12 protein-coding genes are annotated in these 13383 nt (G+C 28.5%); 7 read left to right on the top strand and 5 right to left on the bottom strand.

From position 1 onward, the window contains the following. Nucleotides 1–119 precede the first annotated feature (119 nt). On the top strand, nt 120–1328 hold the full coding sequence (gltS, locus tag CARM_RS04750) for a sodium/glutamate symporter (protein WP_139425496.1): 1209 nt from the start codon (nt 120–122) through the stop codon (nt 1326–1328). 23 nt (nt 1329–1351) lie between these two features. Here gltS and nth read toward each other — a convergent pair whose 3' ends face one another. After that, nucleotides 1352–1978 (bottom strand): endonuclease III, encoded by a 627-nt coding sequence (nth, locus tag CARM_RS04745; RefSeq protein ID WP_139425494.1) that lies wholly within the window; start codon nt 1976–1978, stop codon nt 1352–1354. Between the two features lie 79 nt (nt 1979–2057). Here nth and CARM_RS04740 point away from each other — a divergent pair, with 79 nt between their 5' ends. The 5 genes from CARM_RS04740 (at nt 2058) to CARM_RS04720 (ending at nt 7131) form a co-directional block, all read left to right on the top strand. Further along, entirely contained in the window at nt 2058–2873 is an 816-nt protein-coding gene (locus tag CARM_RS04740) for a peptidylprolyl isomerase (protein ID WP_139425492.1), read from the top strand. After that, nucleotides 2873–3937 (top strand): class II fructose-bisphosphate aldolase, encoded by a 1065-nt coding sequence (fbaA, locus tag CARM_RS04735; RefSeq protein ID WP_139425490.1) that lies wholly within the window; start codon nt 2873–2875, stop codon nt 3935–3937. The genes CARM_RS04740 and fbaA overlap by 1 nt, the downstream gene beginning before the upstream one ends. Before the next feature lie 75 nt (nt 3938–4012). Next, the gene (locus CARM_RS04730) at nt 4013–5344 is read left to right on the top strand and encodes a MotA/TolQ/ExbB proton channel family protein (protein ID WP_139425487.1); all 1332 of its coding nucleotides are present in this window, start codon (nt 4013–4015) and stop codon (nt 5342–5344) included. Then, entirely contained in the window at nt 5331–6281 is a 951-nt protein-coding gene (locus CARM_RS04725) for an OmpA family protein (protein WP_139425485.1), read from the top strand. Before CARM_RS04730 ends, CARM_RS04725 begins: the two co-directional genes overlap by 14 nt. Further along, a complete protein-coding gene (locus CARM_RS04720) occupies nt 6268–7131 on the top strand; it encodes a 1-aminocyclopropane-1-carboxylate deaminase/D-cysteine desulfhydrase (protein ID WP_139425479.1) in 864 nt (287 codons plus the stop codon). Before CARM_RS04725 ends, CARM_RS04720 begins: the two co-directional genes overlap by 14 nt. Here CARM_RS04720 and CARM_RS04715 read toward each other — a convergent pair. The 3 genes from CARM_RS04715 to CARM_RS04705 all read right to left on the bottom strand — a co-directional run bounded on the left by CARM_RS04715 (nt 7125) and on the right by CARM_RS04705 (nt 9739). Then, the gene (locus tag CARM_RS04715) at nt 7125–7871 is read right to left on the bottom strand and encodes a hypothetical protein (RefSeq protein WP_139493265.1); all 747 of its coding nucleotides are present in this window, start codon (nt 7869–7871) and stop codon (nt 7125–7127) included. The genes CARM_RS04720 and CARM_RS04715 overlap by 7 nt on opposite strands. 130 nt (nt 7872–8001) lie before the next feature. Beyond that, the gene (locus tag CARM_RS04710) at nt 8002–8166 is read right to left on the bottom strand and encodes a hypothetical protein (RefSeq protein WP_161593810.1); all 165 of its coding nucleotides are present in this window, start codon (nt 8164–8166) and stop codon (nt 8002–8004) included. 208 nt (nt 8167–8374) lie between these two features. Then, on the bottom strand, nt 8375–9739 hold the full coding sequence (locus tag CARM_RS04705; protein ID WP_139425475.1) for a sodium-dependent transporter: 1365 nt from the start codon (nt 9737–9739) through the stop codon (nt 8375–8377). Nucleotides 9740–9841: 102 nt separating this feature from the next. On the opposite strand from CARM_RS04705, the gene CARM_RS04700 reads away from it, so the two are divergent. After that, nucleotides 9842–11017 (top strand): NAD(P)/FAD-dependent oxidoreductase, encoded by a 1176-nt coding sequence (locus tag CARM_RS04700; protein ID WP_161593809.1) that lies wholly within the window; start codon nt 9842–9844, stop codon nt 11015–11017. 610 nt (nt 11018–11627) lie between these two features. On the opposite strand, the gene dsbD is transcribed toward CARM_RS04700, so the two are convergent. Then, nucleotides 11628–13337: a protein-disulfide reductase DsbD gene (dsbD, locus tag CARM_RS04695; RefSeq protein WP_139425471.1), complete on the bottom strand. Its 1710-nt coding sequence runs from the start codon at nt 13335–13337 to the stop codon at nt 11628–11630. Nucleotides 13338–13383: the final 46 nt, after the last annotated feature.

Raw genomic sequence — 13383 nt, 5'->3', positions numbered from 1 at the left:
AAAACACTTAAAAATGTTTCTTTTTGTAATATTTAATATAAAGAGCAGTGCTTATTTGTATTGTTTTAAAGTCATTTAGAATACAATTTATAAATGGATTAAAACAAAAAAGGAGAAATATGAATTTTGATTTTTATGCAACTTTAGTTGCTATGGTTGTAGTGCTACTTTTAGGTGTTTTTGTCATCAAAAGAGTTAAATTTTTACGCGATTATAATATCCCTGAGCCTGTTGTTGGTGGTAGTATAGCTGCAATCATTCTTTTTATCTTGCATAGTTTTTTTTCTATTGATATTAAATTTGATGGCTCTATGAAAGATCCTTTAATGCTTGCATTTTTTTCAAGTATTGGTTTATTAGCTGATTTTGCATCTTTAAAAAAAGGTGGAAAAAAATTAGCAATTTTTTTAGTAGTTGTTGTAGGTTTGCTTTTTGCGCAAAATATCGTTGGTATAGGTGTGGCAACTGCTATGGGACAAAATCCACTAATGGGACTTATAGCAGGTTCTGTTACAATGAGTGGTGGTCATGGAACAGGTGCAGCTTGGGCAGCTGAATTTGTAAAAGAACCTTATATGTATTCAAGTGCTACTACTATTGCTATTGCTTGTGCTACTTTTGGTCTTATTTCAGGGGGGATTATCGGCGGACCTGTTGCAAGATATTTGGTTAATAAATATAAATTAGTGGTTCCAAAACAAAATGATGATAAAGATGCAATTTTAAATTTCCAATCTCCAGAAAAAGAAAGATTGATCACCCCTTCTTCTTTTATAGAGTCTTTAGCATTGATTGCTTTGTGTTTATTAATAGGTAGTGCTTTATCCACATATATTAAAACAGAAACAGGTTTTACTTTACCAACTTTTGTGTATTGTCTTTTTGTAGGTGTTGTTTTAAGAAATGTTTTATCAGCTACAAAAATTCACCATGTGTTTGATAGAGAAGTATCAGTTTTAGGTAATGTAAGCTTGTCTTTATTCTTGGCTTTAGCGTTAATGACTATTAATCTTTGGGATCTAGTTACCCTTGCTCTACCGATGTTAGTAATTTTAGTAGTGCAAGTTGCTATGATGGCTGCTTTTGCTATATTTGTAACCTTTAGGGTATGTGGAAAAGACTATGATGCAGCGGTTTTAGCAGCAGGTCATTGTGGTTTTGGTTTAGGTGCTACTCCAACAGCTATGGTAAATATGCAAACTGTAACAAATCACTATGGTATGAGCCATATGGCATTTATTATTGTGCCTTTAGTAGGTGCGTTTTTCATAGATATAGTAAATGCCTTAGTGATTAATGCTTTCTTATATCTACCATTCTTTCATTAAAATCATCTAGCACTAATTTAGTGCTAGATTAACTTTTTATCTTTACTCTTACATAAATGATTTAAAAAACACTCTTTACATAAAGGATTTTTAGCCTTGCATGTATAACGTCCAAAAAGCACCATAGCTTGATGAAGATAGTTTAGATTATCTTTAAAAATTTTAGTTAAATCTTTTTCAGTTTCTTCAGGTGTTTTGGCTTTGCTAAGATTAAGTCTATGCGAAACTCTAAATACATGAGTATCCACAGCCATACAATTAGCCCCGCACCATTCTATCATCACTACATGTGCAGTTTTTTGTCCCACTCCTGCTAGACTTTTTAAATCTTGCTCATTCATAGGGATTTCACCATTAAATTGCTCACAAACTGCTTGAGCCATTTTGATTAAATTTTGTGCTTTATTATTGTAAAATGAGCAAGAATTAATCAAAAGTTTTAAACTAGATAAATTTGCCTTAGCCAGATCTTGCACACTAGGATAAGCTTTAAATAAAGCAGGGGTTATTAAATTCACTCTTTTATCGGTGCATTGGGCTGAAAGCATAACACAAACTATAAGTTCATAGGCATTGCTAAAAACTAATTCAGTTTTTGCTTGTCCAAAATGTTTTAAAAATAATTCTTTAATTTCTAAATTTCTTTTCATAAACTTATTGTATGTTAATCGGCTTTAAATAAAGTTTAGATATAATAAAATAAATTAAATTATTTTAAAAGGAAAAACAATGAAAAAAATTTCTTTAGTTGCTGCGGCTTTATTAACAGGTTTAAGTTTAAATGCTGCGGTGGTTGCAACCCTTAATGGAAACAATATCAGCGACACAGAAGTAAATGAATTTTTTGCTCCTATGCTAAGAGGTGCTAAAATCACTGATTTACCAGCTGATCAAAAAAAAGCTATCATTGATCAATATATCATTCAACAACTTGTATTAAAAGATGCCAAAGAGCAAAAAATAGAAAATGATCCTTTATACAAAGAAGAATTAGAGCGTGCTAAAGAAGCTATTTTAGTAAATATCTATCAAAAGAAAATTTTTGATTCAATTAAAAATAATGATTCTAAAGCAAAAAAATATTATGAGGATAATAAAGATAAATTCACTAAGCCAGCTCAAGTAAAAGCTAGACATATCTTAGTTACAAGTGAAAAAGAAGCAAAAGATATCATTGCCCAACTTAGTAAATTAAGTGGAAAAGCTTTAAATGATAAATTTGCTCAACTTGCAAAAGAAAAATCAATCGACAAAGGTTCTTCGGCTCAAGGTGGTGATCTTGGATGGTTTGCTGAATCAACTATGGTTAAGCCATTTGCTGATGCAGCTTTTTCTATGAAAAAAGGAACTATCTCTAAAACTCCAGTTAAGAGTGATTTTGGATACCATATTATCTTAAAAGAAGATGCTAGAGCAAAAAGCACTATGAGCTATAATGAAGTAAAAGCAGGTATCGAAGGTTCTATTAAAATGGAAGAATTTAAAGAACTAATGAATAAAAAAGCTGAAGAACTTCGTAAAAAAGCAAAAGTGGAATATAAATAATGGGAGTATTAGATCTTGTTAAACCGGGTGTTTTAAGCGGTGATGATCTAAATATCGTATATAATTATGCAAAAAAAGAAGGCTTTGCTATCCCTGCGGTGAATGTCGTAGGGACAAATTCTATTAATGCGGTTTTAGAAAGCGCTAAAAAAGTTAATTCACCTGTGATTATTCAATTTTCAAATGGTGGAGCTAAATTTGTAGCAGGGAAAGCTTGTCCAAAAGCTGATGTTCTTGGTGCTATAAGTGGTGCAAGACATGTGCATTTAATGGCAAAAGCTTATGAAATTCCAGTGATTTTACACACAGATCATGCTGCTAGAAAATTGCTTCCTTGGATTGATGCTTTAATCAAAGCAAATATCGAGTTTAAAAAAGAAACAGGTAAGCCTTTATTTAGCTCTCATATGATTGATTTAAGCGAAGAGGATTTAGAAAGCAATTTAAGCACTTGTGAAAACTATTTAAAACAAATGTCTGAGCTTGGAATTTCTTTAGAGCTTGAACTAGGATGCACAGGTGGAGAAGAAGATGGGGTTGATAATACTAATATCGATAATGCAAAATTATACACTCAACCTGAAGATGTAGCCCTAGCATATGAAAGACTTTCTAAGATTAGTGATAGATTTTCAATTGCAGCTAGTTTTGGTAATGTGCATGGGGTTTATAAACCAGGAAATGTAGTTTTAAGACCAGAAATTCTTAAAAATTCTCAAAATTATGTAAAAGAAAAATTCAATCTCAAAGATGAAAAACCAATTAATTTTGTTTTCCATGGTGGAAGTGGTAGTGATATAGAAGATATCAAAGCTGCACTTAGTTATGGTGTGATTAAAATGAATATAGACACTGACACTCAATGGGCTTTTTGGGATGGTGTTAGAGAATATGAGTTTAAAAATAAAGCTTATTTGCAAGGACAAATTGGTAATCCAGAGGGTGATGATAAACCAAACAAAAAATACTATGATCCAAGAGTATGGCTTAGAGCTGGCGAAGAAAGTATGATTAAACGCTTAGAGTGTGCTTTTAGTGATTTAAATTGTATTGATAGAAACTAAGAGTTTTATAACTCTTAGTTGATTTTCCTGTAAAGATTTTAAATTTTTAGAGTAAAATTAACAAAGGCTTATAAAATGGAAGTTAAAACAACCGATGATTTTTCTGATCTTGTATTGCCTGAAGGAAAGAGTAGTACAGGAATTATTGCTTATTTAAAGATTATTTTTATCCCTGCTATTTTGTATATTTTGGTGCTTTTGGGATATTTTGGAAAGATTGATTTTAAAGTAGAATTACATAGTGTTATAATGATAGGGATTATCTTTTTGGTGGCTTTGATCTTTGCTAGACATAGTGCTGATTATGCTTCAAGTATTTTTGAGCAGCAAAAAGATGAGTTTAAACTTATATTAAAACGCTATATTATGAAACATTTTTTAGTTATAGGCAATGAAACTAAATCTAATGCTAGTTTTGATGAATTTGCTTATTCTTATGTTAAAGATTTAAGAAATGAAAATTTTGCTTCTGTCGGTGCAGCTATTTTTCCTATGCTCGGAATTTTAGGAACTTTTATAAGTATAGCTATGTCTATGCCAAATTTTAATTCTAGTGATACAGCAGGTTTAGAACAAGAAATTTCTGTTTTATTAAATGGAGTAGGAACAGCCTTTTATGTGTCAATTTATGGAATTTTTTTAGCACTTTGGTGGATTTTTTTTGAAAAATATGGAAGTAGTAAATTCCAAAAATTATTAAATCGTCAAAAAAACGCAACAAGTGATTTTTTCTGGTCTAAAGAAGAAATTGATAGAAAATATCTTCAAGAAAGCTTACGACATTTTGAAAAAATAGGCACAATTTTTGAGCATGTGAGTAATGAAGAATTTTTCAAAGAACTTGATAATACTATAGATAGGAAATTCAAAGTTTTTCAAGAACTTGTAAATGCTGAAGAAAAAGCTGTGAGGCTTAGTAGTGAGCATGTGAAGCAAACAATGAGTGATTTATCTAAAACTCAAAGAGAGCAAAAAGATATAGTTAAAACTTATACTGAAATTGCTAATGCAGTTAATATGCTAAATTCTAATACTAAGGATTTAACTTTAAGAATTTCAGAACAATACAATAGGCTTTTAGATGTTAGTTCTGATAAAATTGCTCATTTAGATAAAAGTGTTACTTCCTTAAATGATAAAATTAATACTTTTTCAAATGATATTGAAAAATATCAAAATTTAATGCTTGAAAATCAAACAAAACTTTTTGAAGGCTTTAGGGCAAGTATTATAGAAGGTATGCATACTTTTAAAGAGGCTTATGAAGAAGAAAAAAATATTGATGAAAAAATTTCGCTAATGCAAGAGTTTAAAGAAGAAAGTAAAGAATTAGATGAGCAAACTTCACAAGTTATTGCAAAGCTTGAAAATCAAAAAGAAGATGAAAAAGTAAATGATAAAAAATAATCAAAATAATGAAGAGAATAATTTTTGGATAGCTTATGCTGATTTGATGGCAGGATTGCTTTTTATATTTATTTTGCTTATCGGGGCTATAGTTGTTAAATATGTTTTAACCCAAAGTGATTTGCAAATTATTAAAGAAAATTTGCAAAAACAAGAACAAAGACTGAAAGAAAACAAAGAAGAATTAAATCAAAAAGAAGATATTTTAAAAAATCTTAGTCAAAAGCTTACTAATACTTCAAGCACGCTTGATGATGTAAATAAACAAAAACAAGCATTAGAAGCTAATATAACTAAGCTCAATCAAGATTTAAATTCAAGTTTAGATGAAAAAGATCAGCAAATTTTTGCTTTGCTTGAGAGATTAAATAAAAAAGATGAAGAAATCAAAGAACTAGAGCGTAATTTTGATGAGGCAAAAACTAAAATCAAAGAGCTGGGTTTAATTAAAGAAAATACCATTAAAAATCTTCAAGCTAAATTTGATACTAATATTACTTTGGATTCTAATTCAGGCGCTATAATTTTACCATCTGAGGTGCTTTTTGATACAAATTCTTTTACTCTAAAAGCTCAAGCAAAAGAAAATTTAAAAACTATACTCACGCAGTATTTTGATAGTATTTTAAAAGATGAAAATATCCTAAATAGCATAGAAAATATAGTCATAGAAGGTCATACAGATAGTGCAGGCTCTTATATATATAACCTTGATTTATCACAAAAAAGAGCTTATGCTGTGATGAGTTTTATACATTCATTTTACAAAGATTCAAGATTGCAAAAACTTTTAATGGCAAGTGGTAGGTCTTATTCTGATGTGATTATGAAAGATGGTAAAGAAGACAAAGAAGCAAGTCGTAGGATAGAGATTAAATTTAATATCAATACTAATAATGCTTTAGAAAAGGTTGAAAAATACCTTGATAGTAAGTAGAATTGATGTTTTAAAATACAAAGATTTTGAATTTTTACTCAAAAGAGATGATTTACTAGGTTATATCAATGGAAATAAGGCTAGAAAACTAGCCTTATTTAAAAAAAATAAACATTTATTCAAAAAAGGACAAAGATTTATTTCTTTTGGTTCTTCTCAAAGTAATGCTTTGGTTGCTTTGGCTAAGTTTTGCTATGAAAATGATTTTTCACTTATTTTTGTTTGTGAAAAAATGAGTTCTTTTTTAAAAGAAAATCCCCATGGAAATTTGGAATTTGCATTAAAACATAATGTTGAGTTGATAGAAAATGTAAATTATCCTACAAGAAGATTGCAAGCTTTAGCTTTAAAAAAAGATGGTGATGTTTTTATAGAAGAGGGTGTGGCTATAAAAGAAGCTGAATTTGGCTATAAACAGCTAGCTTTAGAGCTTAGTGAGCAATTAAGTGAAAATGTAAGTATTTTTTTACCCTCAGGCACAGGAGCTTCTGCTGCATTTTTGGCTAAACATAGTAAATTTAAGGTTTTTACTTGTGCTTGTGTGGGTGATAGTGCGTATTTGAAAGAACAAATTTTAAGCTTAGAGCCAAATTATGATTTTAGTAATTTAACTATATTAAATCCACCTAAAAAATATCATTTTGCTAAGCTTTATTTAGAACTTTATGAGCTTTATAAGGATTTAAAAAAAGAATGTGGAGTAGAGTTTGATTTGCTTTATGATATGGTGGGTTTTAAAACCTTATTAGCCCATAAAGAACAACTTGGTGGAGAAATCTTATATATCCATCAAGGAGGTCTTGAAGGAAATATAAGTATGTTAAAGCGTTATGAGTATAAATATCAATAAATATATATGTGATGTGTTTTTGGGGTAAATCTATCATACATCATATTATTATTTAACTGTTGAAGTTGATTATTAAGCATTATATTTTGCCAATATTGTTGTTGATTATATCTTCTTTGCTCCCTTGCTCTTTCCATAGCAGCTTGCGCCTCTAATTCTTTCGCTTTTATTAGTCTTTCTTCATTGTATTGCTTTAGTATTTCTTGTTCGTATTGTTTTATTTTTGCAATTTGTATTTCTATTTCTTTAGATAGTTCTTTGTTTTTAGCATCTTCATTGCAAATTTCTTTATATTCGTTGTTATCTATAAAATTAACTTTTATAGATTCTTTACAAATTTTCTTTTTGTATTTTTCTTTGATTATGTTAGCTTTTACTGAATGCTCCATGGCAAGTTTTGCTATTTGTTCTATATCTTCTATAAGTTTGCTTTTTTCAGAGAAATATTCTTGAGGGAGTTGAACATTTCTAATTAATTTGTTATTTTGAAATTCATTTGCTATATATCCTCCACTTTTCATAGAAGTAACCTCAAAACCATTTTTAATATTGTCCGATCCTATTGTAAAAATCATACCCATTCTTGTATCTAGATTATTTTTTGAAAAATCAAAAATTTCAAGAGAGTAATTTTGAAATTTTTGAGTATATTGTATATTATACGAAAAAGGTGAGTATGTTGTATATAAGGCATTATATTTGTTGAATTTCCCAGTTTTACGAACTATATAAAGAATCATTATTTTTAACGATAAGTTCATCAATAAAATAAATATCTTTGTAGTTATTGATATATGCTAAAATTTTTTAGATTATTATTTATATCTGATTGATAATAATATCCATTAATTTTTCCATTTTTATAGATTCTTATTTGCTCCATGTGCGTAAAGAGAGTTTTTCTATTTCTCTTCCTAACCCATGTGCATATCCGTTTTTACATAATCCATCCCAGTAAATTTCATAAGATTCATCTTTTGTGTCTTTTGATGTTAATATAAGGCATTTTTCTTTTTTATTTTTTACTTGAACCATTTTGAAATTTTCTTTAGGTAAGGATAAATTTTTAAGTTCTTCTTGGTATTGATTTTCATAAGCTTTAGCTTGTTGATAGTCAAGTTTTGCAATATGTTGAGCACACTCACTAAAAATAAGAGTTGCTAAAAGACATAAGGTAGTTTTCTTATTTTGTCTCCTAATTTTATATAATTTGTTATTGTATAAAAATTAGTCTTTTATTAAATTAAAAAATACCAAAATAAAAAATCACTAAGATAATTAAAGGTATGATAAATTTAACATAGTAATACCATAGTTTAAAAACATTTCCTTTTAGTGTATTTTGATTTGAAAGTTCATAAATAGCATCTTTTTTAAGTATCCAACCTACATAAATACAACAAAAAAATGCAGTTAAAACAAAAAAGATATTTCCACTAATAAAATCAAAACTATCAAAAATATTTTTTCCTTTAATGATAGTGATATCTTTTAAAGGGCCATAAGTAAGTATGCAAGGTAAATTTCCTAGCATAAAAATGCTTCCAAGCGTTAGATTGATAGCAGTATTCTTAGCTAGTTTAAATTTTTCTTCTAAAACACTAATGATTACTTGATAAATTGGCAAGCTTGTAGTAAGTGCAGCAACGATTAAAAGTAAAAAGAAAAATACACAAATTATACTTCCAAAAGGTATATGTGAAAAAGCAACAGGTAAGGTTTTAAAAACCAAAGATGGCCCACTATCAGGAGTTAAACCTACGCTAAATAAAGCAGGGAAAATCATAAAACCAGCAAGTACTGCTATAAGAGTATTTAAAATTCCAGTATAAATAGAAGTTTTAATTAAATTTTCATTTTTTTTAAGATGAGAAGATAGGGTTATCATCACACCAAAGCCTAAAGATAAGGCAAAAAATACTTGTCCTAAAACATCTATAAATAATTTAGGAGTGATTTTAGAAAGATCAGGAGTAAGGTAAAATTTCACACCCTCGCTTGCTCCTTCAAGAGTTAAATTTCTTATAACGACAACCAAAAGACAGATAAATAAAAAAGGCATAAGATATTTTACTGACTTTTCTATACCATCTATCACGCCTTTTTTTAAGATAATCCAGTTAATTATCACAAATATAGTTGTAAAAATTCCTATTAATAAAGGATTATTTTCTATGGTTGAGCTATAAAATTGGCTTGTATATTGAGCATTTATTGGACTTGAGAGATTAAAATCTCCTATGACGATTTTAAAAATATAAGCTAAAACCCAGCCACCTATTACCATATAATAAGCCATAATTCCAAAACTTCCCAAAAGTCCCATATAGCCAACACTTTTCCATGAATTAGAGATTGTAACTCCATCATTAGTTTTTCCACTAAAGGCATCAACTGAATTTAGCATTCTGCGTCTTCCTATGACATTCTCTACTAAAATCACAGGAATGCCTATGAAAATCATTGCAATGCAAAAGGTTAAAACATAAGCACCACCACCATTTTCACCTACCAAATATGGGAAACGCCAAGTGGCTCCAAAACCGATGGTCGCTCCTGCTACTGTAAGGATATAAGTTAGCGTATTGCTCCAAGTTTGTCTTTGCATGCTTTTTCCTTGTTAAAATTAAATAAAAAATATTTTAAGATAAAAAATAATACCATTATGCCAAAATTTTATTTATTTTTTTATCAAATTAAAGGAAAATCCATGCAAAAGAAAAAAATTTTATTTTTAGGAGCAGGGTATGCTACTTTATCAACTATAAAAGCACTGCCAGATGAGTTTTTTGCAAAAGTAGAAGTTAGTTTAATTAATAATAATTCTTACCATTATCATACTATTTTATTACACAAAGTAGCTTCTAATGAAGATATTTATAGTTCAAAATATGATCTTTTGCCTTTGTTAAATCCAAAAATTAATTTTTTTCAAGATGAAGTGGTAAAAATTTCTAAAGATAAGGTTTTTACTAAAAATAAAGAATTTGATTTTGATATTTTAGTATGTGGGCTTGGTTTTGAAAAAGAGACTTTTGGTATTAAAGGTATGCAAGAATATGCTTTGAGTATTGATAATTATGAAAATGCATTAAAAATTAATGAAAATATATATGAAAAAATCAAAAGTTATAAACATTCACAAAATGATGATGATTTAAAAATTGTAGTATGTGGTGGAGGTTTAAGTGGCATTGAATTTATAGCTTCTTTAGCAAAAGAACTCAGAGCTCTTTGTAGTAAAGAAGGTATTGCTTATGAAAAAATAAAACTTTCTATTGTTGAAGCAATGGATCAAATTTTACCAATGTTTGATAAAAATCTAGCTTTAAAAGCAAGAAATAAACTTGAGCAACTTGGTGTAAAAGTATATGAAAAATCCAAAATCATAGAATGTGAAAAAAATGGCATAAGACTTGAAGGAGGGGAGTTTATCAAAGCAAATACTATCGTTTGGACTGCTGGTGTTAGGGGAAATGCTGTGATAGAAAATAGCACAGATTTTCCAAGTATTAGATCACGCATAGAAGTTGATGCTTTTATGCATCCTTTAAATGTAGAAAATTCATCAAAATACTTTTTTATAGGTGATAATAGTATATTTAAAAATCCAAAAACAAACACCCCTTATCCGCCAACTGCTCAACTTGCATTAAGAGAGGGAGCTTATGTAGCTAAAGCTTTAATGGCTATGGTAGATGAAAAAGAGTTTAAACAAAAATTTTCTTTTATTAGTGGTAATACTGTTTGTTCTATAGGAAATGATTATGCAGTTGGCACGGTTTTACACAAACCAATTAGCGGTATTTTGGCGATAAAACTTAAAATTTTTATAGAAAAGCTATGGCAGTATCAACTTATAGGTCTTAAAGGTTTTTTTAAATAAACATATTAAGAATTACCATAAGAATGATTTTAATATAACTTATATGCTTTCTTTCCATCCTTTTGCTAGGGTGGATTTTTTCTAATTTTTCTAAAGAATTGGAATTTTTAAAAGGATTGAAACAACTTGTTTAATTCCATAATACTTGAAACTACTTCATCTTTTTATAAGATTTTGATTTTAGTTTTTATTTATCACGCCATATTTAAAACTCTATAATACAATTTCGATTTTTTGCTTTTGAAAATTTCTTGAGTGAAATTTGGATGATTATGAATACTAGAAATTTTAAAGCAAGGTTTGCAAGGTTAGCTTACTTGTAAAATACAAGACCAATTCATGTATATCTTCGCAATAAACTACATTTTCATTTAAACTAACGATACTTAAATTCTTTCTCATATCACCAAAATTTAAACTTTTATTTAAAAATTATTCCATGAAGTATAATTTTGAACACTATTTATAAAGACCACTTTTTATAAATTTCCATGATGGAATTTATCTACTATTTCATTATCAAGAATATGATTAGTATAAATTTGTTAAAGAATTTAAATAAATATCTTTTATAAATACAAAATGAAATTTTTCATAGTATTTGATTTTACTAATTTGCAAAGAAATTAAGTGTTTTTTCTAAAAAATCATTTGCATCTATATATCCTATAATACGACCTTTTTCTTCACCTTTATCAAAGAAAATCATTACTGGAGGACCAAATACATTAAATTCTTTCATAAGTGCTAGATCTTCTTGAGTATTATGTGTAACATCTGCTTTTAAAAGAGTATATTTACTTAGTAAATCTTGAACTTTTGTATCTTTAAAAGTATATTCTTCTAAAAGCTTGCAGTTTTCGCACCAAGTAGCTGTAAATTCTAACATAACTGGCTTGGTTGAATTTTGTAATTCTTCTTGCAGTTCTTGTAAATTTTTTATCGCCTTAAAATTTAAACTAGAGGTAGTTTTTAATGATAAAGCAGTGTTAAACTCAAGAGGTTTTAATAGACTTTTTGAACCCATAAAACCTCCCAAAAGGATGCTCAAGCTATAAGCTAAAACTAATATCATACTTGCTTTTTTGAATTTATCAAAATTATTCTTTACTTCATCAAATAAGCCCATAAAACTAGCAAAAAATACCCCTATAATTCCATAAAGCATTAAGATGATATTTGCATTAAGAACTCTTTCGAGCATCCATACAGCCATGATAAGCATTATAAAACCAAAGAAAACTTTTATTTTTAGCATCCAAGCCCCACTTTTTAAGAAGCTTCCTCCAAGTCCTATTAAGAGTAAAGGCATACCCATGCCAAAACTCATTACAAATAAAGAAAGCCCACCCAGTAAGACATCTCCGCTATTTGTTATATAAAGTAAAACTCCAGCTAGGGGTGCAGCTACACAAGGTCCTACTATTAGTGCTGATAAAAATCCCATGATAGCTATACCGAAAAATCCACTTTTGTTATTTATTTTTTTATTAATATAGTTTTGAAATTTAAGTGGAAGTTGTAATTCATAAAGTCCAAACATGGAAAGAGAGAGTAAAATGAAAATGCTTGCAAAAGTGACAATAATCCAAGGTTGTTGTAACAAACCTTGTATATTAGATCCTGCAAATCCAACTAATGCACCTGCTATAGCATAAGCTAAAGACATAAAAAAGACATAGATAAAAGATAAATAAAAGCTATGTTTTTTTGAAGGATTGTTTTTGAGTTTCATTGCAATTAAAGATGAAAGAATAGGAATCATTGGTAAAATACAAGGTGTAAGTGCTAGTAATAAGCCATAACCAAAAAAAGTTAAAAGTGTAACAAATACATTTTGTGTATTTAAATCTTTTGCGATTTGCTCGTCTTCACTTTGCTTTTTAAATTGTTCTTTAGTAGAGCTTATAGTGTAAATTTCATTTTGTTTATAGAGTTCATAGTTTATATATACAGGGCGATAACATAGACCTTTTTCAGAGCAACCTTGATAGGTTAATGTAAGCTTTGCTTTATCGTTTTTAATAAAATCATTTAATAATAATTGTGGTAAGAAAAGTTCAAGTTGATTGAAAATCACTTCTTTATTTTCTCTAGTTTGTGTTGGTGGAAAATTAAGGAGTTTAGTTATATCTTTTGAGTTTAATTCTATTTTTGTTTGATCTTTATAAAGATAAATTCTATCTGCAAGATTAATTTTTAAAAAAATTCCTTGCTTATCACTATAAGTATTTACTTTAAAAGCTTCATTAAGAGTTAAAACTCCATTATTAGAAAAAGCTAGATTTAAAAAAAACAAAAAAATCATCAATAAACGCATTTTTTTCCTCAAAATGAAATAAACAAATATGATATTTTACTTATTT

Source organism: Campylobacter armoricus (genome assembly GCF_013372105.1).
Lineage (GTDB): Bacteria > Campylobacterota > Campylobacteria > Campylobacterales > Campylobacteraceae > Campylobacter_D > Campylobacter_D armoricus.
The sequence above is the reverse complement of the archived record's forward strand: the minus strand, read 5'-3'. Positions and strand labels throughout refer to the sequence as shown.

Coding starts and splice junctions, on each gene's coding strand:
- CARM_RS04715 (WP_139493265.1), bottom strand. CDS start 7,871: ATGATTCTTTATATAGTTCGTAAAACTGGGAAATTCAACAAATATAAT.
- CARM_RS04710 (WP_161593810.1), bottom strand. CDS start 8,166: ATGGTTCAAGTAAAAAATAAAAAAGAAAAATGCCTTATATTAACATCA.
- nth (WP_139425494.1), bottom strand. CDS start 1,978: ATGAAAAGAAATTTAGAAATTAAAGAATTATTTTTAAAACATTTTGGA.
- dsbD (WP_139425471.1), bottom strand. CDS start 13,337: ATGCGTTTATTGATGATTTTTTTGTTTTTTTTAAATCTAGCTTTTTCT.
- CARM_RS04730 (WP_139425487.1), top strand. CDS start 4,013: ATGGAAGTTAAAACAACCGATGATTTTTCTGATCTTGTATTGCCTGAA.
- CARM_RS04705 (WP_139425475.1), bottom strand. CDS start 9,739: ATGCAAAGACAAACTTGGAGCAATACGCTAACTTATATCCTTACAGTA.
- CARM_RS04700 (WP_161593809.1), top strand. CDS start 9,842: ATGCAAAAGAAAAAAATTTTATTTTTAGGAGCAGGGTATGCTACTTTA.
- fbaA (WP_139425490.1), top strand. CDS start 2,873: ATGGGAGTATTAGATCTTGTTAAACCGGGTGTTTTAAGCGGTGATGAT.
- CARM_RS04740 (WP_139425492.1), top strand. CDS start 2,058: ATGAAAAAAATTTCTTTAGTTGCTGCGGCTTTATTAACAGGTTTAAGT.
- CARM_RS04725 (WP_139425485.1), top strand. CDS start 5,331: ATGATAAAAAATAATCAAAATAATGAAGAGAATAATTTTTGGATAGCT.
- gltS (WP_139425496.1), top strand. CDS start 120: ATGAATTTTGATTTTTATGCAACTTTAGTTGCTATGGTTGTAGTGCTA.